General features: G+C 44.9%; 22 protein-coding genes. 12 read left to right on the forward strand and 10 right to left on the reverse strand.

Going from position 1 to position 21,349, the window contains the following annotated elements:
* The first annotated feature begins 99 nt into the window (after window positions 1-99).
* The 4 genes from QUA16_RS23945 (at window position 100) to QUA16_RS23960 (ending at window position 2,326) form a co-directional block, all read left to right on the forward strand.
* Window positions 100-564, forward strand: coding sequence for a HetP family heterocyst commitment protein (locus QUA16_RS23945; protein WP_333181365.1), 465 nt, complete (start codon window positions 100-102; stop codon window positions 562-564).
* 756 nt (window positions 565-1,320) lie between these two features.
* On the forward strand, window positions 1,321-1,584 hold the full coding sequence (locus QUA16_RS23950; protein WP_333106337.1) for a hypothetical protein: 264 nt from the start codon (window positions 1,321-1,323) through the stop codon (window positions 1,582-1,584).
* A 111-nt stretch (window positions 1,585-1,695) separates the two neighbouring features.
* Entirely contained in the window at window positions 1,696-1,959 is a 264-nt protein-coding gene (locus tag QUA16_RS23955; protein WP_333106338.1) for a hypothetical protein, read from the forward strand.
* 127 nt (window positions 1,960-2,086) lie between these two features.
* Window positions 2,087-2,326, forward strand: a complete 240-nt coding sequence (locus tag QUA16_RS23960; protein ID WP_333106339.1) for a hypothetical protein — start codon at window positions 2,087-2,089, stop codon at window positions 2,324-2,326.
* Between the two features lie 262 nt (window positions 2,327-2,588).
* Here the strand turns inward: QUA16_RS23960 and QUA16_RS23965 are convergent, their stop codons facing one another.
* A complete protein-coding gene (locus QUA16_RS23965) occupies window positions 2,589-2,768 on the reverse strand; it encodes a hypothetical protein (protein ID WP_333106340.1) in 180 nt (59 codons plus the stop codon).
* Between the two features lie 9 nt (window positions 2,769-2,777).
* Entirely contained in the window at window positions 2,778-3,314 is a 537-nt protein-coding gene (locus QUA16_RS23970) for a hypothetical protein (RefSeq protein WP_333106341.1), read from the reverse strand.
* On the opposite strand from QUA16_RS23970, the gene QUA16_RS23975 reads away from it, so the two are divergent.
* On the forward strand, window positions 3,274-4,311 hold the full coding sequence (locus QUA16_RS23975; RefSeq protein ID WP_333106342.1) for a hypothetical protein: 1,038 nt from the start codon (window positions 3,274-3,276) through the stop codon (window positions 4,309-4,311). The two genes, QUA16_RS23970 and QUA16_RS23975, sit on opposite strands and share 41 nt — an antisense overlap.
* Before the next feature lie 78 nt (window positions 4,312-4,389).
* Window positions 4,390-5,130 carry a peptidylprolyl isomerase gene (locus tag QUA16_RS23980; RefSeq protein WP_333106343.1) on the forward strand — a complete coding sequence of 247 codons (741 nt, stop codon included), beginning with the start codon at window positions 4,390-4,392 and terminating at the stop codon, window positions 5,128-5,130.
* A 119-nt stretch (window positions 5,131-5,249) separates the two neighbouring features.
* On the opposite strand, the gene QUA16_RS23985 is transcribed toward QUA16_RS23980, so the two are convergent.
* From QUA16_RS23985 to recQ, 3 genes are read right to left on the reverse strand one after another with little or no spacing between them, the layout of a single operon-like run.
* Window positions 5,250-5,936 (reverse strand): hypothetical protein, encoded by a 687-nt coding sequence (locus QUA16_RS23985; RefSeq protein WP_333106344.1) that lies wholly within the window; start codon window positions 5,934-5,936, stop codon window positions 5,250-5,252.
* Window positions 5,936-7,051: an AAA family ATPase gene (locus QUA16_RS23990; RefSeq protein WP_333106345.1), complete on the reverse strand. Its 1,116-nt coding sequence runs from the start codon at window positions 7,049-7,051 to the stop codon at window positions 5,936-5,938. The genes QUA16_RS23985 and QUA16_RS23990 overlap by 1 nt, the downstream gene beginning before the upstream one ends.
* Window positions 7,052-7,111: 60 nt before the next feature.
* Entirely contained in the window at window positions 7,112-9,307 is a 2,196-nt protein-coding gene (gene recQ, locus QUA16_RS23995) for a DNA helicase RecQ (RefSeq protein ID WP_333106346.1), read from the reverse strand.
* Between the two features lie 97 nt (window positions 9,308-9,404).
* Between recQ and QUA16_RS24000 the strand changes: the two genes are divergently transcribed.
* On the forward strand, window positions 9,405-9,689 hold the full coding sequence (locus QUA16_RS24000) for a DUF427 domain-containing protein (protein ID WP_190738299.1): 285 nt from the start codon (window positions 9,405-9,407) through the stop codon (window positions 9,687-9,689).
* Between the two features lie 132 nt (window positions 9,690-9,821).
* Here the strand turns inward: QUA16_RS24000 and QUA16_RS24005 are convergent, their stop codons facing one another.
* Window positions 9,822-10,487, reverse strand: a complete 666-nt coding sequence (locus tag QUA16_RS24005; RefSeq protein ID WP_333106347.1) for an L-threonylcarbamoyladenylate synthase — start codon at window positions 10,485-10,487, stop codon at window positions 9,822-9,824.
* A gap of 75 nt (window positions 10,488-10,562) precedes the next feature.
* On the opposite strand from QUA16_RS24005, the gene larC reads away from it, so the two are divergent.
* Window positions 10,563-12,017, forward strand: coding sequence for a nickel pincer cofactor biosynthesis protein LarC (larC, locus tag QUA16_RS24010; RefSeq protein ID WP_333106348.1), 1,455 nt, complete (start codon window positions 10,563-10,565; stop codon window positions 12,015-12,017).
* Window positions 12,018-12,240: 223 nt separating this feature from the next.
* Here the strand turns inward: larC and QUA16_RS24015 are convergent, their stop codons facing one another.
* Together QUA16_RS24015 and QUA16_RS24020 are read right to left on the reverse strand one after the other, a co-directional pair.
* On the reverse strand, window positions 12,241-12,474 hold the full coding sequence (locus QUA16_RS24015; RefSeq protein WP_333106349.1) for a hypothetical protein: 234 nt from the start codon (window positions 12,472-12,474) through the stop codon (window positions 12,241-12,243).
* 84 nt (window positions 12,475-12,558) lie between these two features.
* Window positions 12,559-12,921: an ABC transporter ATP-binding protein gene (locus QUA16_RS24020; RefSeq protein ID WP_333106365.1), complete on the reverse strand. Its 363-nt coding sequence runs from the start codon at window positions 12,919-12,921 to the stop codon at window positions 12,559-12,561.
* 173 nt (window positions 12,922-13,094) lie between these two features.
* Between QUA16_RS24020 and QUA16_RS24025 the strand changes: the two genes are divergently transcribed.
* Both QUA16_RS24025 and QUA16_RS24030 read left to right on the forward strand, forming a co-directional pair.
* Complete coding sequence (locus QUA16_RS24025; RefSeq protein WP_333106351.1) at window positions 13,095-14,516, forward strand: serine/threonine-protein kinase; 1,422 nt, start codon at window positions 13,095-13,097, stop codon at window positions 14,514-14,516.
* 54 nt (window positions 14,517-14,570) lie between these two features.
* The gene (locus tag QUA16_RS24030; RefSeq protein ID WP_333106352.1) at window positions 14,571-15,968 is read left to right on the forward strand and encodes a serine/threonine-protein kinase; all 1,398 of its coding nucleotides are present in this window, start codon (window positions 14,571-14,573) and stop codon (window positions 15,966-15,968) included.
* Window positions 15,969-16,407: 439 nt separating this feature from the next.
* Here the strand turns inward: QUA16_RS24030 and QUA16_RS24035 are convergent, their stop codons facing one another.
* Window positions 16,408-18,756, reverse strand: coding sequence for a PhoX family phosphatase (locus QUA16_RS24035; RefSeq protein WP_333106353.1), 2,349 nt, complete (start codon window positions 18,754-18,756; stop codon window positions 16,408-16,410).
* Window positions 18,757-19,265: 509 nt separating this feature from the next.
* Window positions 19,266-19,733, reverse strand: coding sequence for a hypothetical protein (locus QUA16_RS24040; protein ID WP_333106354.1), 468 nt, complete (start codon window positions 19,731-19,733; stop codon window positions 19,266-19,268).
* A 287-nt stretch (window positions 19,734-20,020) separates the two neighbouring features.
* On the opposite strand from QUA16_RS24040, the gene folK reads away from it, so the two are divergent.
* Together folK and QUA16_RS24050 are read left to right on the forward strand one after the other, a co-directional pair.
* Window positions 20,021-20,509, forward strand: a complete 489-nt coding sequence (gene folK, locus QUA16_RS24045; RefSeq protein ID WP_333106355.1) for a 2-amino-4-hydroxy-6-hydroxymethyldihydropteridine diphosphokinase — start codon at window positions 20,021-20,023, stop codon at window positions 20,507-20,509.
* Window positions 20,510-20,692: 183 nt separating this feature from the next.
* Window positions 20,693-21,241, forward strand: a complete 549-nt coding sequence (locus QUA16_RS24050) for an NUDIX hydrolase (protein WP_333106366.1) — start codon at window positions 20,693-20,695, stop codon at window positions 21,239-21,241.
* The last annotated feature ends 108 nt before the right edge of the window (window positions 21,242-21,349 follow it).

Genomic DNA, 21,349 nt, shown 5'->3' on the forward strand with positions numbered 1-21,349 from the left:
AACAGTCAACAGTCAACAGTCAACAGTCAACAGTCAACAGTCAACAGTCAACAGTCAACAGTCAACAGTCAACTAATTTACAAAAAACAGGATAAAACTATGAATTCCCAATTTCACCATTCTGCCAATCATTCCCAAGTTGGAATCAAACCCGAACAATTGGATGAGATAGTTTCAGCAATTTTGGCAGGAAAGTATTCTTGGGCTTGTTTTTTACTTTTGCGCTGCACGGGTTACAACCCTCTCGACTACATCCCTTACCGCACTTCCAACCGCTTGCTTAAGGAAAACAGTCAAATCAGCAAGTCGAGTAAATCGGAAACTAAGTCTGCATTGGGCAAAATTGCCGATTTAGATCATCTGGAGGTGGTGAGGGAAAAACGAGCCGGAGTTCGAGGGGGTTATGTAACTGAGGCTTTTAGCGAGTTGCACCCAGATACCAGAGGTTTTGGACTGGAAGTCAATGCTGAAGGGCAAAATATCTTGGCACCGACGGTTGAGGTTCAAAATCAAGGATTTTTTGCTGGGTTTAAGACACGTTTGTTTAATTTTGCGGGCAAGTAAATTAGTCGATCGAAACACAACCCGGTTGCGGGCGTTGGGTGTACCAATTTTTTGGTTGACTCACCGCGGGCGATCGGGTTTTTTAGTAGCTACACAACATTTTTCGACCCGGTTCTTAATAAAAATTAATCAAGTTATCGTTACATTCTGATTTCAGATAAATCTGCCAAAATGGCAACACGGTGTGGCGATCGTACCTGATACTTTGTTAAGTAGGTCAACCTAAAAAAATGGAATACCCAGATCCCCGATTTCTTTAAGAAGTCGGGGATCTAAGATAATAACGTTTTATAGCGGTTCTCAAAAAAGTGAGGTATGCCCTATGCCCACGGAGGCCTATGCCCTATGCCCACGGAGGCCTATGCCCATGAGTACCTCATCTTTCTGAGAAAGGCTATACGTTGATTCAATCTAAAATCTAAAATCTAAAATCTAAAATCGGTTGACCTGTAATTTCTGGGGTTTTGCAGGGGCAGTATTTGTCTATACAAGTTATCAATTGAGCGAAATACTACTATCTTCCAGTCTCGTCCATAAACAATAAAACGAGGCTGGTTTTTCTATGTCAAAATAGAGCGATTTTTTGTAGCTTTTGAACAAAAAAATTACAAATATTTATGAAGCTAACTTTACATTTTAATTTCCCACAAATCTGCCAAATTGGCAACACAGCTCTAATTAGTCTAGATATATTAGGTACATCGAAAGCAAACAAGATTGCTTCGAGCAAGCAGTTAACAAACAAGGAAAAAAGCCATGATCATCTCAGACCTGAACCATGTCGAAGTTGTTTCGGAAGCAAGCAGAATAGAAGGCGGCAGTTTCTATGAAGCTGATGTCATCTACGGCACAGTTTTATTCGGTTCATTAACTGCTGGCGTAGCATATGGCAACATAGCAGTAGCCGAGGCTGGTTCTTTGGCGATCGGTTATGGCTCATTTAGCAAGACAGCTACCAGCACAGTTGCGACTCCTATATCGAGTCAATCCGGTTCATTTTCCATAGCGGTTACCAATTAGGAATTGAGTCGGCTGCTGCTAGTAGAATAAGTCCGAAATGCTGGCAGCGGAACGAGAGAATTACACAGTTTTCAAGTCAAAACAAACCTGCAATATTAAAGGAAAAAAACCATGATTATCTCAGACCTGAACCATGTCGAAGTTGTTTCGGAAGCAAGCAGAATAGAAGGCGGCAGTTTCTATGAAGCTGATGTCATCTACGGCACAGTTTTATTCGGTTCATTAACTGCTGGCGTAGCATATGGCAACATAGCAGTAGCCGAGGCTGGTTCTTTGGCGATCGGTTATGGCTCATTTAGCAAGACAGCTACCAGCACAGTTGCGACTCCTGTATCGAGTCAATCCGGTTCATTTTCCATAGCGGTTACCAATTAGGAATTGAGTCGGCCGCTGCTAGTAGAATAAGTCCGAAATGCTGGCAGCGGAACGAGAGAATTACACAGTTTTTAAGTCAAAATTACAGCCGTCTCCAAGAAGAGTAATCAGATAGAGGTAAAAATTAATGAGTATTGAGGATTTGACATATTTGGAGAAACTTTCTGACGAAGGCAATATTGTTGGCGGTTTTTCTTCAGTCGATATCGGTGTTTTCGGCTCAGCGATCGGTGCATTCACCTCAATTGCTGCTAGTTCTCAGTCTTTGGCAGTATCTTCGCCTTACGGTGGTTCTCTAGCGGTTGCTTACGGTCAGGTATTTGCGATCGCCTACACTCCGCCGTCATTTCCCAATTTCCCAAAGTAGATTCCGTGAATAATAGAAATTAAATAATTTCTTTTATCTCGATAGGGTAATGAAATCACAATAAAAATGTATAGCTCCATTGCTTTGACCCACAGCAATCTTCAGTTGATTTATCCAGCTTAAAACAAATTTTAAGGAGATTAACAGCGATGCCTCAATTAGACGCATCTGCTCCTCCTACCCCAACGGTGGGTAGCAGCAGTCCAAGTGGTTCTAGCTTGTTAGCAGGTGGAACTGCTGCAAGTAGTAGTGAACCTACTAACTATTCAGCATCTTCAGAATCAGCCCCAACAGCTAACAGTTCTAACATTTCTACTCCCAGCGAAGCTTTAGGAGGCAGCAGCAGCAGTTCTGCCCAATCCACTTCCTCCACTTCGGAGAGCGGCGCAGGCAGTACCAGCAGCGCGACAGCCACTTCCCCTACAGGAAGCAGTACCAGCACTCAGACAGCCTATGCTGCCGGAGCTACCTCTAGTAGCGGGAGCGCAGAAGCTTCCGCTTCTTCCAGTGCTCCTCCGACTTCAAGCGCGACAGCAACGGCTCCTGCAGCAACGCCCGCACCAGCGCCCGCTCCAGCGCCCGCACCAACCCCCGCTCTAGCGCCAGCGACAGCAACGGCTCCTGCAGCAACGCCCGCACCAGCCCCCGCACCAGCCCCCGCACCAGCGCCCGCACCAGCCCCCGCACCAACCCCCGCTCTAGCGCCAGCGACAGCAACGGCTCCTGCAGCAACGCCCGCTCCAGCCCCAGCGCCCGTACCAGCTCTAGCGCCAGCGACAGCAACGGCTCCTGCAGCAACGCCAGCACCAGCCCCCGCTCCAGCGCCAGCACCAGCCCCCGCTCTAGCGCCAGCGACAGCAGCAACGCCCGCGCCAGCCCCAGCGCCCGTACCAGCCCCAGCGCCCGCGCCCGCACCAGCACCAGCCCCCGCACCAGCCCCCGCACCAGTGCCAGCGCCTTCAGATAGTAGCAGTTCGAGCGAAACCAACTCGATCGCCAATAATCAAGGCGTTACTAACAACAGCAGCGCGACAGTAACTTCCCCCACAGGCAGTAGCACTAGCAATCAGACAGCCTATACTCCGGGAGCTACTTCTGGCAGTGCAGAAGCAACCGCTGCTACAGGCGCTCCACCAACAACACCAGCGCCAACACCAGCGCCAACACCAGCGCCAACACCAGCGCCAACACCAGCGCCAACACCAGCGCCAACACCAGCACCAGCACCCTCAAATAATGAGAATGCGATCGGTACGGGTGGTGGTGACAGCAGCGCGATCACTTCTAATCCGACAGATAACAGTAACAGCAATAATTCGATCGCACTTCCCGGTAACAATACCAACAGCAATGCTCAGACAACCGCGCCTCCAGAAATGGTCGCCCCAGAAAACTATCCTGCAGCATTAACTATCAGCTACGACAGCAACGGCGACGGATATTGGCTCGGCACCAGCGACAGCGATGTGATTATTTGCGGTAGCGGGCTCGATCGAATTTTTGCAGGAAGCGGCGACGATATTGTCACAGGTAACAGAGGTGACGATGGGATGGATGGAGGCGATGGAAAGGACACTTTGCGGGGAGGAAAAGGTCAAGATTTACTGATTGGCGGCAACGGCGACGATTTTCTTTGCGGCGACTTCGGCAGCGATACATTGATTGGAGGTAGTGGGGCTGATACCTTTGCATTTAGACCCGAAACAGCGAGTGCAGCAGCTAATCCATTGTTAGCCGATCGAGTCCTTGATTTCAATCCCGCTGAAGGCGATCGAATTGGGCTAACCGGGGGGCTTTCGGTAACAGACTTGACACTCGTCGCGTTTGATACTGATGGTGACGGTACGACAGACGCGACTGTGCTCAAGTTTAGTTCAAATAATGGCGCTCGAATTTTAGCTGTTGTTTTGGGAACAGTTAACACAGCGGGTGCAACAACTTTGAGCAATGCTGATTTTATTAGTTTGCCAAATAACATCTTGTAGCTAACCGTTAACCCCAACTACCCTGCAGGAAGCGTCGGGGGATGAGATTAATAAAGTTATATAGGTGGAGAGAGAAAGATGAAGGACTTTTACGGGCCATTGATAGAAGCAAGTGAAATCATCCAACTACTCAGACAAGAGCAGCAAATAAAGACATTTAGTCAAAAGGTTTTGCAGAAAAAAGTTATTGAGAAAGCAGCCCGGGAACGGGGGTTAACTGTGACTCCCGACGAAATTCAAGCTGTGGGCGACCAACTCCGCCGCGAGAAGCGTTTGGAGAAAGCGGCGGACACGATTGCTTGGCTGGTCGATCAGATGATTTCTGTAGAAGATTTAGAAGCCGGAATTTGCGATCGGCTCCTCAGCCAAAAACTAGCTGAACACTTGTTCAGCAAAGAAGTAGAAAAGATTTTTATTCAAAACAAATTGCAATTCGACCAAATAATTCTTTATCAAATAGTTGTTTCCAACCCCCAGCTTGCTCAGGAACTATTTTATCAAATTCAAGAAGGAGAAATCAGCTTTTTTGATGCCGCTCACCTTTACGATATTGACGAAAATCGTCGGCATATATGCGGTTGCCAAGGCAAGGTTTATCGGTGGGGTTTAAAACCAGACATAGCCGTCGCCGTATTTAGCGCTAAACCCGGAGAAGTGATTCGTCCAATTGAAACAGATATAGGATATCACTTGTTCCTGGTTGAAAAGTTTCTCCCGGCGGAATTAACCCCTGAACGGTATCAAGAAATATTGCACAATCTGTTTAACGAATGGTTGGCTAACGAAGTCAACTATTTATTGTACACTTGTAAAGTGTAGGTTGAACGCGGAGCACAGAGAATCCTAAGTGGTTTGACGCGCGAATTATAGCGCTAAGGTGTGGTGTACATGGAACCCTACATATAGAGGTTCTACGTAAGTCGTATAATTGTTGCCATTTAATTTGGCAATTTGGATTTAACTCTATTACAAAAATCGATGAAATGTCGAAAAGTAGTAAGTTGTTCTGGGTGAACTTGAATTCTTGCCAATAGCTGTTCTAAATAAAATTGCTTGAGTACATCTCCAGGTCGTTTCTTAGAATAGGTGATATTTTTAGCTTCAAATAACGCTCTCAAATAAGCTCCATGAAACTGAGCGTGAGTATTAAACTCTTGAGATTTTCCCATGTTTTCAGGACAGTTAACTGAAACATCATAATATTTAGTATAATCTAATAAAGGTTTGCTTTGAGGGTTTCTGGAATAAATCTTGCGATTGCCCAGCAGCCAACTTTCCAAGCATCGATTCTGAAATATCAGCACAAGTTCTGCATTGTTTAATTTCAATTTTTGCTGAGTTAAAAAATCCTCAATTTCAGTTTTGAGATCAGAAACAGTATTTTCCTCGGCATCCAGACACACTACAAAATAGCTGTATTTTCCGTTTGAGTTGATTTCCGCGATCGCAGGCGGGATATAATTGTATAACGAAGGATATCCTTCACCGCTAATCAAGTAATAATTTTTTTCCTTCACATCATCGCAATTGTCAACTCGCTGCAACTCCGGTAAAAGATAAGCCAGCCAAGCAGGATAAAGTTTTTTCTCCGATTGTGTTCCTTCGACCAAAAAATACAGATTCATTAAACTTTAATTCCTTCGCTGTATTCTTCAAGATTAATCAGTTGCATGAAAGCTTGATGCCTCGATTTTCCCAAGTTCAAATCTTTAGCATCTATCACAGTTACAACCCCACCTTTGCGAGTGACTATTTTCCAGTGCTCCATCCCAATATTATTGATTATGTAAGGATGATGGCTGGTGAGAATGAATTGAATATTTCTATTTCCCACAATCAAATCTGTCACAACATCGATACAGTTAATTCCCAAGCTGTTTTCAAATTCATCGATCAAGATTACAGTGCCTTCTGGCGACAAGTACAATTCGCTAATATGAATTAGCGTTTTCAGCATTCCTGAAGAAATATTATTTTGGAAAATCCAATTATTGACACCTTTTTCTTTGATTTGAATGGGAAAACTAATAAATGATGATTCCTCATCTTGTACTGGTTCTATTTTTAGGTCTTCCACTTGAGGAAAAGCTTGTATAAATATGCCTTTTATTTTATGAAAAATATCGGAAAAAATGCGGAAAATAAAAGCTAATTTTATCTGGATAGGCATATCGCTTTCCTTAATATCATCTAATAAAACATCACTTTTTTGTATCCTTGATATCATTGTATAGTTTATATCGTAATAATCTATTGAACTCGAATCATTGCTAGTTATTTTATTAAAAGCCTGGTGAACAGGTGAAATATCTTCTTCTTGATTTAAAATTTCAACTACGCTTTGGAACGGAGACAATTTGGGCGTGGTCTTGCCTTTAAATATAATTTCATTAGGTGTTCTTTGTACAACTGTATTTCCCTCTCTGAATAAATTTTCACTAACTATTCTAAATTCATTAGTTTCGCCGTCATCATTAAGAATGAAGGGCAGATTTTCTTTTGTTTCAAATTCGCCTTGCCAGCGGTACTCGACATTATTTAATGTCGCAAAGGTAATGTCCCATCCTAAACCATTTAATGAACCACCATTAGCTATCTGTTGTAAATTCAAAATTCCTTTTAAAATTTGTGTTTTGCCGACACCGGAGACACCAACTAATAAAGCCAAGTTGGAAAAATATATCGGTTCAAAACGCCACTCTCGTAAATTATCCCAAAAAGCTACTTTCTTAATTCTCATTTCCCCCTCCTCTCTATTAATTATCTGCGTCCATCAGCGTTCATCTGCATACATCTGCGGTTAAAAACCGACATAATTTTGCCGCCACCAAGCCCGCACAAACTTAATTTCCTCAAACGTATAACGTTCTTCCAAAAAATCATAAATTGCTCTCAGTTTTTCATCCCCCATAACTTCAATAGCGTACACTATCGCCTGCTGGCGTTCCGGTTCCACCAACAAATTTATATCAACTTCCCTGCCCATTTCCATCAATTCTATCAGATGCCCAGAAATAGTATTAGGACTCATACCCCGCGCATTCGCTATTCCTTGAACTGTCAAACCTTGTCGGTATAATTCCCAGGTTTGCATCTGCGAATAAGACGCAATGTTGGGAAGATTGGGAAGATTAGCAACATCAGAAGATGCAGCACCTGTGGGCAAGTCTTGTTCTTGGCAAAAAGTGCGTATTGCCTCCAAGAAAACCTTACCGTACTTATCTCGCTTGTTGCTACCAACGCCGTAAACATCCTCGAATTCTCTGAGAGTCTGCGGGCGTTTTTCTGCCATATCTCGCAAGCTTTTATCAGCAAAAACCACGTAAGGTGGCACAAATTGTTCATCGGCAATTTGTTTGCGTAGCGTCCGCAGTATGGTAAATAAAGCTTCTACTTCTACTGCCAAAGAACGAACTTTCGCCTGTACTTCCCGCTGCGGTTCAATGGCGATTTCAACTGTGCGCTGACGTTTCATAATTTCCCAACTTTTTTCATTCAGTTTCAAAATGGGAAACCCGTCTGTTCTTTCCTCTAAAAAACCTTGATTTAACAGCGAACGACTCAACTTTTTCCATTCATCAGCACTTCTATCTTTGCCAATTCCGTAAGTAGAAAGTTGGTGGTGCTGGTATTGCAATACTTTTTGATTTTTTGAACCGCGCAGCACGTCTATAATGTGATTCATGCCGAATTTTTCTTGGCATCTCGCGACGCAAGACAGAAATTTCATTGCCTCAATCGTCCAATCTTCTACTGGTTTTTGGTTGCAACAGTTATCGCAAGTACCGCAGTTTCCGGGGAATGAATCGCCAAAATAACTTAACTGGATTGTGCGACGGCACTCGGTGGATTCTGCATAGTTGATTACTCGTCGCAACTGTTGGCGGGCAATTCGTTGTTCTTGCGGATCGGGTTTTTGCTCGATGATGTAGTCGATCATTTTGACATCGCCGTAGCCGAAAAATAAGCTGCAATGGGCGGGTTCGTTGTCTCTGCCTGCGCGGCCGGATTCTTGATAGTATCCTTCGAGATTCTTGGGTAAGTCGTAGTGAATTACAAACCTCACGTCGGGTTTGTTAATGCCCATACCGAAGGCTATTGTGGCTACCATTACTTGCACGTCGTCGCGAATGAAGCGGGTTTGATTGGTGGCGCGATCGACATCGTTCATGCCGGCGTGGTATGGTAAGGCTTGGATGCCACTTTGTTGCAATTTATAGGCAACTTCGTCAACTTTTTTGCGGCTGAGGCAATAGATAATTCCCGAACCGCCTTTTTTTTGGATAATTTGCAAAACTTCGGCAAAACTGTGTTTGGTTTTGGGGCGAACTTCGTAGTATAAGTTGGGGCGGTTGAAGCTGGCGACGTGGATGTAGGGATTTCGCAGAGTTAGCTGCTGGATTATGTCTTGGCGGACGCGCTCGGTGGCGGTGGCGGTTAGTCCCATAATGGGAATGTCGGGATATCGATCGCGCACTCGCTGCATTTGCCTGTATTCTGGTCGAAAGTCGTGCCCCCATTCCGAAACGCAGTGGGCTTCGTCGATCGCAAATGCCGAAATTCCTAACTTATTTGCTACTATATCTAAAAACGGTAAAAATCTCTCACCCAGCAAGCGTTCGGGTGCAACGTAGAGCAATTTAATCTTACCTTCGAGAATCGCAGTTTCGCGCGATCGGGTTTCCTGAGAGCTCAAAGTGCTGTTGAGAAAAGTCGCCCCAATTCCATTATCCTGCAAAGCTTCCACCTGGTCTTGCATCAGAGCAATTAACGGCGACACAACCACTGTCAATCCCGGTTTCAACAGTGCCGGTAATTGAAAACACAAAGACTTGCCACCGCCCGTCGGCATGACAATCATCATATCCCGTTTTTGTAAAGCAGCTTCGACAATTTCCTGCTGCCCCGGACGGAAAGAGTCATAGCCAAAAAAATGTTTAAGAGCTTGTTCCAGGGACAGTGGCACAGAAGATATTGGCGGATGAGACGCTGACATTTGCAGTAGTTGGTTGTTGGCTTCTCAACTATTCTATGCCTTTTGAGCACAAATACAGTTACAATAATTGAGAATCTCAATTTAAGCAGGAAAACTGATGCCGAAAGCAATTTGGAATGGTGCCGTTTTGGCCGAGAGCGACAAGTGCGAAATTGTAGACAATAACTATTATTTCCCCGCCGATGCCATCAACCGTGAGTATTTCAAGGACAGCAGCACTCACACTACTTGCGGTTGGAAAGGTGTTGCTAGTTACTACAGTGTCGAAGTCGGCGGACAAGTTAATAAAGACGCTGCGTGGTACTATCCTACTCCGAAAGATGCTGCTAAAAATATTGCCGGATATATTGCTTTTTGGAAAGGAGTTAAGGTAGAAGCTTAAAGCAGTTTTGAGTTAATCTATTCAGAACCCCAACTTCTTGAACAAGTCGGGGTTCTGGCTCCTATTTCACTCTTCTCAAGAACAGGCAAGATGCCTGTTCCACAAAAAGTAAATTTTCTTGTATCTCCAAAATTAATCTTTTTCCCAAACGGCGACTGCTTCCGCACCCAAACCACGGCGAACAACAATCGGTTCGCTTGCTGTCAAATCGAGAATGGTAGAAACTTGATATCCCGGATCAGAACCGTCATCGACAATGACATCTACTAACTTTGAAAAACAGTCAAAAAGTTCAGCTTTGCCAAAACTTTCTGCTTTTCCTGCTGGCACGGGTGCAGCACCTTCATCATCCGTGGTAATGTTAGCGGATGTTGAAATAATTGGATTTCCCAAGGCTTCCAACAGTGTAAAACAAAGCCGCTGGTCGGGAACGCGAATTCCAGTGGTTTTCCGTTTTGGGCTCATTACCAACCGTGGCACTAACTTGGTAGCTGGCAGCAGAAATGTATAAGGCCCCGGTATTAACCGCTTGATAATTCTGTATGCTTCATCGCTGACTGTAGCATAGTCGGTGATATTTGACAGAGAGGAACACAGGAACGTTAAAGGCTTATCATTGGAGAGTTGCTTGATCTGGCGGACTCGTTCTACCGCAGACTTAGAGTTGAGATCGCAGCCGATCGCGTAAACTGTATCTGTCGGATAAAGCATCACTGCCCCATCTTTCAGAGCTTTTTGAATTTTCTCGATCCGGTCTCTTTGGGGTGCAACTGGATGCACTTCGTAAATAGTTGCCATGTTAAGATATTGCAGGCTAAGTGGGCGATCGAAATATAGAGTGAAACAATCAATGCTGAAAATTAATTGTTAACAATGAATAAAATAGCTTATTTTGACTGTCCAACCGGCATTGCTGGCGATATGTGCATCGGAGCTCTCATCCACGCCGGCGTTCCTTTAGAATACCTAATCGAAAAACTCAATTTGCTCGGCATTTCGACAGAGTACCAGTTGCGGACGGAATTAGTCCACCGGAATACTCAACAAGCAACTAAATTTTATGTCGATTTAGCTGCGGATTTGTCGTTAAAACCGGAAAATCCTGCTACCGAACTCGATCCCTCAGAAACGGAATCCCCGACTTTCGACGCCCGCCGCCACCATCATCACGGGGAAGAACATTCTCACAGTCACGGGGAAGCAGATGCAGAAATTAGCCACAGTCATCACCGCAATTTGCCCGAAATTGAGCAAATCATCGTCTCTGCAAAATTGCCTCCGCGCGTGGAAGCCTGGAGTTTGGCCGTATTTGGCAAATTAGCAGAGGCAGAGGCTGCCGTACACGGTATCCCCGCAAGCGAGGTTCACTTTCACGAGGTGGGGGCGACGGATGCAATTATTGATATTGTCGGTACTTGTTTGGGTTTGGATTGGTTGGATATTCAGGAGTTTTACTTTTCGGCGATGCCGACTGGTGGCGGTACGGTGAAGGCGGCCCACGGCCGATTAGCGGTGCCGACGCCGGCGGTGATGCGGTTGTGGGAAACGCACCGAGTGCCGGTTTATAGCAATGGGATCGATCGCGAATTGTGCACTCCTACGGGAACTGCGATCGCCTGTACTCTCGCCTCTGCTTTCGGCCCGCCACCGTCGATGCAAATTCAGGCGATCGGTTTGGGTGCAGGTTCTCGAAACCTGGCAATTCCTAATATTTTGCGCCTCTGGATTGGGGAGAAGCAAGAGGGGGAGAGGGGGAGAGTGGGAGAGGGGGAGAGTGGGAGAGTGGGAGTGGGAGAGAGTGGAGGAAAGACGGGTAGTCATTCCCAATTCCCGATGCCCAATTCCCAATTCCCAATGCCCGATGCCCAATGCCCAATGCCCAATTCCATAGAAACTATTACGGTGTTGGAAACGCAAATTGATGATTTGAGCCCGCAGGCGATCGGCTATGTTTTTGAGGCTTTGTTTGGCGTCGGAGCTCTGGATGTTTTTACGGCCCCAATTGTGATGAAAAAGTCGCGGCTTGGGGTTTTGTTAACTGCGATTTGTCATCCAGAATTTGAGGATGCTTGCGAAGCTGTGATCTTTCGCGAGACTACTACTCTGGGAATTAGGATCTCGACTCAACAGAGGACTATTTTACACCGGGAAATTCAGACAGTTCAAACAGAATACGGCGAAGTCAAGATAAAAGTTGCGAAGTCGGGAGAAACGATTGTTAATGTACAGCCGGAATACGAAGATTGCGCGGAAATTGCCCGAATTAAAAATATTAGCTGGCGGGAAGTTCATCGCGTGGCGCTGCAAAGTTGGTACGATCGAAGTTAGTAAATCACAGGAACTTACATCTTGCAGCATTTTTAGGAACAGGCAAGATGCCTGTTCCACAAGAATTTAATTCAACCAATAAGAAATAACAAATAACTAAAGCCTAGGGTTTGGGAAAATTTGGTGTTGCAATTCCTCGAAAGCGGGCATTTTTGAGCGATCGTCTGTTGAAAACATCTTGCACCATTTTTATGAACAGGCAAGATGCCTGTTCCACAAGAATTTAATTCAACCAATAAGAAATAACAAATAACTCAAGCCTGCGGCTTGGTAAAATTTGTTGTTGCAATTCCTCGAAAGCGGGCATTTTTGAGCGATCGTCTTGTTCAACGATCGCCCTTATTTGCTCCATAAGCTCGATCGCCAGCGGTACGCCAAGCTGCAATTGTTCCAAAACCTCCCGCTGAGCAAAAACGGTTTCCGGTGTTCCTTCTAAAATCAGTTTTCCCCGATCCATTACAAACACCCCATCAGCCCAGCGGTAGATGAAATCGAGGTCGTAACTTGCTAAAAGGATTGTGGTTCCAGCGCTGTGAATTTGTTAGAGTAAACCGATCAGTTGTCGGGTGTAACGCGGGTCGAGATAGGCGGTAGGTTCATCTAACAGCAGCAGTTTGGGATCCAGAACCATGATATCGGCGATGGAAACTCGCTTTTTCTGGCCCAAACTAAGATTGTGAATTGGTTCGCGGGCGAGTTCGCTTAGATCGGATTGGTCGATCGCCTGCTGCACCTGTTGAGCAATTGCGGATTCTCTCAAGCCTAAATTGTACAACCCGTAGGAAATATCTTCTTCTACCGTCGAAGCTACTAATTGATGTTCGGGATTTTGAAAGACGAGTCCGATTTGTTGGCGCAGTTGCATCAAAGATTTGCGATCGGCCTTTTTTTGTAAGACTCTTATGTCAGCACTTTCTCAACAGCTTCGCGTACTTTAGCAACGCTTGTGCCATTGCTTGAGTTCATAATAGTCATATAATAATCATAATTAATGTTTGTAACAAACCCCCCTTTTTTCTAGCAATTTTCGTTAATGCTGAAGTATAGTAAAAGCTACCACTATTTATAGTAAAAAATATGGTAGAGCGAGTGTTAAAAGAACGTTATGCCATTCAGCAATGCCTGGGGAAAAATGGGGGACGACAAACTTTCCTGGCGCGCGACTTACAAACTCAGGAGTTAGTAGTCATCAAAATCCTTACTTTTAGTGCAGATTTCCAGTGGGACGATTTAAAACTATTTGAACGAGAAGCCACAACCTTACAGTCACTTTCCCATCCGGCAATTCCTCGTTACTTAGACCATTTTGAATTCCAGACACCAAAGACTAAAAGCCTTGCACTGGTACAAAGTTATATTGAAGCGAAATCTTTGGCAGAATGGGTTGAATCAGGACAAAAGTTTAAAGAAAAAGAAATAAAGCAAATCGCTAATAAATTGCTGGAAATTTTGATATATTTGCAACACCAAAACCCGCCAGTAATTCATCGAGATATTAAACCGAGTAATATTCTGTTAGCAGAGCGATCGCCCCTCAAACAAAAACACTCCGCCCTTAATAAAGGTGGTTGGTTAGGTGAAGTTCACTTAGTAGATTTTGGTTCTGTTCAAACCTTAGCAGCGAGAGAAGGTAGCACGGTTACTGTAGTCGGAACTTACGGATATATGCCGCCCGAACAATTTGGCGGGCGCGCGGTTCCGGCTTCCGATTTGTATGGTTTGGGTGCGACGTTAATTTACTTAGTAACGGGAGTCCATCCAGCCGATTTGCCGCAGGAAGATTTGCGTATTAATTTTGAGCCAAAAATCGCTATTAGTTCGGATTTTGTGGACTGGCTGCAGTGGATGACCGAACCAGATTTAAACAGCCGCTTAACCACGGCCGATCGGGCGTTACAAGCACTGGAAAAACCGAAACAGAGGGGGCGATCGATCCTGCGAAACCCTAGGGCGAGTAATAATGTAAAACTGAATAAAGACAGAAAGAGTTTGGAAATTGTGATTTCTACTTGTTCTCCTCTGTTTTTAGTTAGTGTCTATTTAGTAATTCCGTTAATTGCATCGTACCACGTGCTTTTAGTAAGTATATCCTGGATTGTTCTGGCGTTTACTAATGGTTCTTTTATAGGTGGATTATTCGCAGCATTCGGAGTTACTTACTTGGGCAGTTTTTGTTTATTTTTACTTTTTAAACCCATAAAATTAGTATTTCTTAGACGTATCGCCACTCGACTACTAATCGATGAGGAACAAATTTATTTTACTTCCAATTTCTGGGGATTTTTGCGTTACAATATGCTGCCACCAAGTCCGAGGCTAGCTATCTCTACATTACGATTCATAAGAGATGAATATACATACTCCAGCCGGGGGCGCAATATTCAAATTTGGGCCGGAACGCGGGAATATCAACTTATTACCAGCCATCTCATCGATGACGAGATTGATTGGATAGCAGGGGAACTCAGCGAATGGTTAAATTTGCCTATTAGTGAATAAAGTAGAGGTGGCAAATGAAATTAACAATAACTCTCCTCAAGAGGTTTGCAAAAAATGGCAAGTGAAGTTTTAAAAGAACGTTATGTAATCGAGCAACAGCTAAGTCAAACTGCGGGAAGGCGCACGTTTATGGCGCGCGACTTGCACACAGAAGAGTTAGTAGCGATTAAGTTACTGATTTTTGGAGAAGATGTTCGCTGGGATGACTTGAAACTCTTTGAAAGAGAAGCACAAACTTTACAACTGCTTTCTCATCCGGCAATTCCCCGCTATCTGGATTACTTTGAGGTGGATACACCAACGGGTAAAGGATTCGCCTTGGTACAAAGCTATATCCCAGCCAAATCCTTAGAAGAATGGTTAAAAAGCGGGCGAACTTTTAACAAAGCAGAAGTCAAGCAACTAGCTAAAGCATTACTAGAAATTTTGGACTACCTCCACGGGCAACAGCCGCCAGTTATTCACCGAGATATCAAGCCGAGTAATATTTTACTGGCAAATAGATCGGGCAATAGTGTCGGTGATGTTTATTTAGTTGATTTTGGTTCCATACAGACGTTAGCAGCTAGAAAAGGCGGTACGATTACTGTTGTCGGCACTTACGGATATATGCCGCCCGAACAATTTGGCGGGCGGAATGTTCCAGCTTCGGATATTTACAGTTTGGGTGCAACATTAATTTATTTAGTAACGGGCAGGCATCCCGCCGAGTTATCTCAAGGTAATTTGCAAATTCAATTTGAGTCATTAGTTAATCTCAACCGAGATTTAATCGATTGGCTGAAGTGGATGACACAACCGAGTTTGAACCGCCGCCTTGCATCTGCAAAAGAGGCGCTGGAAGCGCTGGAAAATCCCCGCCCGAAAACCGATATCTCGGCGGCGAGACGAAAACTGATCGGCAGCAGGATTAAACTGAAGAAAGATGGGGAGAAGCTAGAGATTTTGATTCCCCCAAAAAAGTTGGGTTTTTGGAGAGGCTACTGGATAGGGACAGGAATTTTGGTTGAGTTGGGGTTAGTTTTATTAATTTTTCTGTTCATAAAAATCATGCTTGAAACCGGGTATATAGTCTTTATGTTAGTGGGTGCGCTGTTTTTACTCATCTTTTCAATTGTTTTGCTATGCTCACTTTTTCCTACCTTTTCGCAACACATTCAAACTTATTTAAAAACCACTACAATAAAAGTCGATAGACAACACATATCCGTGACTAAGCGATACCCGTGGTGTAAATTTTATGTAGCTCCATTTGTGCATGAAGATATTAGTCCCAAAATTATGTATATCCGGAAATCCAGGGATTTTAGGTGGGAAGATAAATCTTATAAAACTATAAATGTTTCTGATTTAACTGCCCCGGAAATAGAAGTGCTCGCCAATAAAATAAGTACAATCTCGCACGGAAAACTTGTTTTTATAGTCGGAGAGAATCAACTCATAAACAGATAATAAGTAGAGAAAATCACTACCGCAAAATAGTCTATAACCCTTTCTTTGTGATTCTGGCGATCGAGCCGCATCCACTAATTTCCAAAAATCATCATGTTCTATTTTACCTATTGCCTATCGATCCACAGTAATAAGTAAGGTTCGTACTGCGAACTTGAGTCCGCAGCCGGAGAGAGGACTCACGTCCGCACTACAAAGGTTTTTATTAGAGTAAGCTGTTACGCATTTAAACCATTAACGCTCCCGGTAAGGTGCGTCAGCTAGAACACTGACTATACATGGGAAACGCTTATTTACGCTCCGCACCCTACTATCTGAGATGTTGCACCATTCTCAATAAATTTTTTATGAACAGGCAAGATGCCTGTTCCACAAGAAAATTCACTCTTTGTGGAACAGGCATCTTGCCTGTTCTTGAGAATGGTGCAAGATGTGAGATTTAAACAAACTGACCCGTTGGAGTCGATCGCACCCGACGAATTCCAATCACCGACGGCATCGGCGATCTGCGCCGATCGTTCTCAATATTACTCGGCCACAAACTGCCACGAGAAACACTACGAGTCTGATTGAAAACAGCACCGTTCAAATCCAACATTTCAATTTGCCGACTCAGTACAGTACCATCATCGATCGGGCAATCTTCCCCCGGATGCTGCACCGAAAGCAACAGCGTATCTCCCACAAAAGTCGGCCCCGTCATTTCGCACCGATTCGGGCCGTAAGCAAACGGAATTACTGTTCCTGCATTCGGCCCAGAAGTGGGAATATAAAACAGCCAATTGTTGCCGAAAACTCCAGTAAAATCTGACACATTTCCCGTCTTTTTATGGTCGATCGTCGTTGGCTTTCCACTCGCACCTACATCAAAACCGTTGTGCGTGCTCGTAGACATATCAGTCACGCCCCAAATATTGCCTTGAGTGTCAAAAGCCAAATTGTCTACACTAGCAAATCCCGCCCCAGCTACCGAACCAGCTTCTCCACCTTGAGCCAAACGCTGCCAGCGGAACGTCAAACCTGCACCATCGGGACTGTCTTCAATTATTTTGTACAGTCCTCCCGACTGCTGGGTGCTGTTGACGGCGCTACCGTATTTAGCAACAGTAAAAATGCGAGAATCTGGATAGCCGTCGCTTCCGGGTGCGGCGTCCGTATAAGCAATGAAAACTTCCTTAGTAGTAGGATTAACTTCCAAATCTTCCGGCCGCGCCGTCGGAGTGCCACCCATCAAATTAGCAGCTAAGAAAGCATCAACTAAAACTGCACCTTGGCTGCTGTAGAAATTAGCCAGAGTTTTATTTTGGTAGCCCGGAATTGCTGTTGCTTCATTGGTTGTATCTACTACAAAAGAACCACCGTCTTCGGTTTGACCCGCAATTCCGGCGCGTTTGGGCAAGCGAGTATTTGCATCTCTTTGAGCTTTGCCAAAACTTGCTAATTCCGCCTCGCCAACTTTAGAAGGACGCACCGGATTTGTCGGGGTATTTAATGTCAGTGGCAGCCATCTTCCAGTACCGTTGCGGTTATATTGGGCCACGTACAAAACCCCATCTTCAAACAATCGGCTGTTGTTTTTATCTGCGGGATTCGTGACAGTACCGTTGCTGACAAATTTCCAGGTGTGTCCGCCGCGTCGATCGTCCCCCATGTACACTACTAATCTGCGGCCTGCTTCAGCGCGAATCGCGACGTTTTCGTGGCGGAAACGGCCCAACCATGTGTGCTTCCGGGGGCGGAAACTCGGATCTTGGGGATCGACTTCTACCATCCAGCCGTATTTTTCGCCGACTAAGCCGAATTCCTCACCCGTAGTGCCCTTGGCGTAGCCCGTTTGGCCGCCGTTGGGTTTGATGTTTTCCTGAACCCCGACGAAGAATAGTTCGCTACCTTGGAAGTTTTCTTCAGCAGAGAGGATTGTGCCCCACGGGGTTGTGCCGCCGGAACAGTTGTAGGCTGTACCGATGATGCGGTTTCCGAGTCCGTCGCTGTTGACTTGCGCGAAGACTTGGGTAGCAGCAGGGCCCGTACCTGTAAGATAGTTGTCGTCGCCTTGTCTGGTTCCCCAGGAGGTGACATCTTTGTATTTGTCGGTACGCTGGCTGTTGATGCCGAGCCCTGAAAGTCCGTGAATGCGTCGGTTGAGGGAGTCGCCGGCGATCGCCTGAAATCTGCCGTTAGACTGTTTGGTAATGCGGACGATCGAACCACCGAGATTGTAGAGGAATTCGCCGAGGGTATCCCGATTCTTTACGGATAAGTCTATACCGAGGACGGCGCGATCGGTTGTTGGAAATGGTGCCAGATCAGACGGCGCTTCCGGCGCCACTTTCGACATCGGGAAACCTACATACTCGTGGTTAACCCAGAGATAACCGTCGTCATTGCTGCCGCGAAGGCCTACAAAGCCTGTGTAGTCGTTGTTGTAGCCGAAATAGTCTGCCGGATTGGGAAAAACTCGATCGCCCCAGCGGACAATCACATAGCGTTCGTATTCCGGCGGCACAACCACATCGTCAACAACGCTGTAACTCGTTAATCTAGTATCCTGCGAGGCAGCCATCACGATTCCCTGTCCCCCCGGCGCCATCGCCATGAAGCTGGGCAGTTCTCGATAAATTGGCAGCGGGTGGGGAAGTCTTAACGGAGTGAAAGATGTCGGAACAACAGCTTCAGCAGCGCTGGAATTGATGCTGAACAGTTTTTGAGTTAGCCCAGGAGCAAGCACAGTGGTAGCCGCACTGCTGCCGAAGAAAATTAGCAGTTGTCGGCGAGTTATTTTAGACATAAATTCCTTTTCAAACCAACATCCCTAATCTGATGATTCCGTATGAAACTCTATCACTTTTCAATTAAGGGAAGTTTACCTGAAGGTTAATTAAAATTGGGAGATATTTAGGTTAACTACAAGTTAAAAGTTGGTAATTATAGCAATCCTCGCATCATTTGTAAATTTATTACTCCCTCCCCTTGATAAGGGGAGGGTTGGGGTGGGGTAAAATTTTTATGAGTCATTTAGGATTGCTATAGTATGAGAGAGATAAGCTGCTACGCATTTAAATTGAATCCAGAGACGGGCAGGATGCCCGTTCCACAATAATTGTAGAAAAATTGACTTTCAAATTAGATGAACAACAGCTTATTTAGGAAAAAATAGCTATCCGTGTATCCGTGATTTCCGTGTCGTGCTGTTGGTTATTTGTTATTTGTTATTTGTTACCAATGCCCGATGCCCAATGCCCAATGCCCAATGCCCGATGCCCAATGCCCCATGCCCAATGCCCCATTACCACGATTTTAATCATCTCGAAAACCCGGATCATTTTCTCGGAATGTCGATCGACTAGGCGCAGGTACATTCATCACTTGCGAAGACCCAGAATTTGCGGGCGAAATATTGCCGTCTCTGAATCCCAGCAGCAATTGAGCATCGGCAAAATATCTAGTCCACTGTTCGATTCTCGCATCTTGTTGCCAGTCGTGGCGGGATACTCTCGATCGCAAAACAGGCACTCTTTGTCGGCTGCGATCGGCTGTAATGATGATTGTAACTTCTGTTAATGCCGGATTTTCTTGAAACTCGCGGGCGATCGACTCTTTCGCTAAATCTTCCGCCTGCTGCACTAAACTCGCAAAAGATTGACTGCCGTCCGAATCTAGGGTAACGTAGCGCTCTTTGGTTTCAGCCAAACCTATTGATATACTTGCTGTTAAGCTGATAATTGCTAGAATGACGGCCGACAATAAGCGTAGGTACAAATTCATTATCTTGGAAACAAAATACTAACACTTGTCAATGATAGTTAATAAAATTTAACATACTGTTAAGCTTAAATTAAAATAATATTTTGTGTTATCAGAATGCGCCAAAAATGCAGGCTTTAGGGGGAAAGTTTCGTAAAAATACAACTTGTATGGGCGGGTTAAACCCGAAATCTGTTTAGGAATCAAAGAATATTGATAAACCCGCGCCGCCTTAATCTTCTCTCTTCCTGACATCCGTTACATCCGTTACATCCGTTACACAATCCGTTGCCGAACCTTCCTTCCTTATGAAATCAACAAAATGTGCGATCGCCCTTGGTAGCAACTTAGGCGACTCCCTAGCCACACTCTCTAGCGCGATCGTAACCCTCAACAACACCCCAGGAATAGCAGTAAAATCTCACTCAAGCTGGTATCAAACCGCCCCCGTCGGGCCGCCGCAACCCGATTACATCAACGCCTGTGCCATCCTAGAAGTTGCACTAGAACCCGAACAATTGCTAGCAGCTTTATTAGAAATTGAAATAAAATTTAATCGAATTCGCCGAGAAAAATGGGGGCCAAGAACCCTAGACCTAGATTTGCTGCTGTACGACAATTTAATCCTAGAAACTCCGACACTGACTCTACCTCATCCCCGGATGACCGAAAGAGCTTTTGTATTAGTACCTTTAGCAGAAATTGCTCCGGATTGGGTGCATCCGGTGACGAAAAGTGCGATCGTCCAACTCCTGCAAACTGCAGACTCTTCCGGAGTGCAAAAATTACAACTGTAAAAATTGAGTACAATTCACGGGGATCGTACCAGTTTCCCAAAAATTGCAACCCTAGGTAAGCTGCCAACTGTGATAGTCATCAGTGATTCCCAATCTAAAATCTAAAATCTAAAATCTAAAATCGTATTAGATCGCCTATGATGTCTTAAATCGGTGCACGCTAACATTATTCGCTTGTCGCTTATGTCGATCGGTCAAGAACTACCCCAACTCCTCAAACAACGCCTATTTTACCAAGGGCGCAAATTCAACTTTGACGTAGCCACCCTCCGTCTTCCCAACGGTTCCGAAGGCGAGTGGGAATGTATTCGCCACCCAGGCGGAGCACTTGCAGTTCCCGTTACACCCGAAGGTAAACTCGTCTTGGTACGCCAATATCGCTTTGCCACAAAAGGGCGAATTTTAGAATTTCCCGCTGGTACGGTAGAAATAAATGAAAATCCCGCCGAAACTATCAAACGCGAAATCGAAGAAGAAACCGGATATCGCGCCGGAAAATGGCATGAATTAGGGCAATTTTTTCTCGCCCCCGGTTATTCCGACGAAATCATTTATGCTTTCTTAGCCCAAGATTTGGAAAAACTGGAAAAGCCGCCAGCACAAGACGATGACGAAGACATGGAGACAGTTTTATTCACCCCGGAAGAATTAGAAAAAGCTATCTTAGCTGGGGAACCCATTGATGCAAAATCAATTTCTAGCTTTTTCTTAGCCCGTCCATTTTTGACTTAAATAGGACTGACATAAAAACCCGGTTTCTTATAAAAATCGTGCGTCAAACCGATAAAAGTTAACTTAGAAACCGGGTTTTTGAACCCGCTTGTGTCCAGGACTGTAAAA

The organism is Microcoleus sp. S13_C3, from assembly GCF_036700905.1.
Taxonomy (GTDB): domain Bacteria; phylum Cyanobacteriota; class Cyanobacteriia; order Cyanobacteriales; family Microcoleaceae; genus Microcoleus.

Excerpts from the sequence above, each read along its gene's own strand:
- QUA16_RS23945 (WP_333181365.1), top strand. The coding sequence starts at position 100 with ATGAATTCCCAATTTCACCATTCTGCCAATCATTCCCAAGTTGGAATC.
- QUA16_RS23950 (WP_333106337.1), top strand. The coding sequence starts at position 1,321 with ATGATCATCTCAGACCTGAACCATGTCGAAGTTGTTTCGGAAGCAAGC.
- QUA16_RS23955 (WP_333106338.1), top strand. The coding sequence starts at position 1,696 with ATGATTATCTCAGACCTGAACCATGTCGAAGTTGTTTCGGAAGCAAGC.
- QUA16_RS23960 (WP_333106339.1), top strand. The coding sequence starts at position 2,087 with ATGAGTATTGAGGATTTGACATATTTGGAGAAACTTTCTGACGAAGGC.
- QUA16_RS23980 (WP_333106343.1), top strand. The coding sequence starts at position 4,390 with ATGAAGGACTTTTACGGGCCATTGATAGAAGCAAGTGAAATCATCCAA.
- QUA16_RS23985 (WP_333106344.1), bottom strand. The coding sequence starts at position 5,936 with ATGAATCTGTATTTTTTGGTCGAAGGAACACAATCGGAGAAAAAACTT.
- QUA16_RS23990 (WP_333106345.1), bottom strand. The coding sequence starts at position 7,051 with ATGAGAATTAAGAAAGTAGCTTTTTGGGATAATTTACGAGAGTGGCGT.
- recQ (WP_333106346.1), bottom strand. The coding sequence starts at position 9,307 with ATGTCAGCGTCTCATCCGCCAATATCTTCTGTGCCACTGTCCCTGGAA.
- QUA16_RS24000 (WP_190738299.1), top strand. The coding sequence starts at position 9,405 with ATGCCGAAAGCAATTTGGAATGGTGCCGTTTTGGCCGAGAGCGACAAG.
- QUA16_RS24005 (WP_333106347.1), bottom strand. The coding sequence starts at position 10,487 with ATGGCAACTATTTACGAAGTGCATCCAGTTGCACCCCAAAGAGACCGG.
- larC (WP_333106348.1), top strand. The coding sequence starts at position 10,563 with ATGAATAAAATAGCTTATTTTGACTGTCCAACCGGCATTGCTGGCGAT.
- QUA16_RS24015 (WP_333106349.1), bottom strand. The coding sequence starts at position 12,474 with ATGGATCGGGGAAAACTGATTTTAGAAGGAACACCGGAAACCGTTTTT.
- QUA16_RS24025 (WP_333106351.1), top strand. The coding sequence starts at position 13,095 with ATGGTAGAGCGAGTGTTAAAAGAACGTTATGCCATTCAGCAATGCCTG.
- QUA16_RS24030 (WP_333106352.1), top strand. The coding sequence starts at position 14,571 with ATGGCAAGTGAAGTTTTAAAAGAACGTTATGTAATCGAGCAACAGCTA.
- QUA16_RS24035 (WP_333106353.1), bottom strand. The coding sequence starts at position 18,756 with ATGTCTAAAATAACTCGCCGACAACTGCTAATTTTCTTCGGCAGCAGT.
- QUA16_RS24040 (WP_333106354.1), bottom strand. The coding sequence starts at position 19,733 with ATGAATTTGTACCTACGCTTATTGTCGGCCGTCATTCTAGCAATTATC.
- folK (WP_333106355.1), top strand. The coding sequence starts at position 20,021 with ATGAAATCAACAAAATGTGCGATCGCCCTTGGTAGCAACTTAGGCGAC.
- QUA16_RS24050 (WP_333106366.1), top strand. The coding sequence starts at position 20,693 with ATGTCGATCGGTCAAGAACTACCCCAACTCCTCAAACAACGCCTATTT.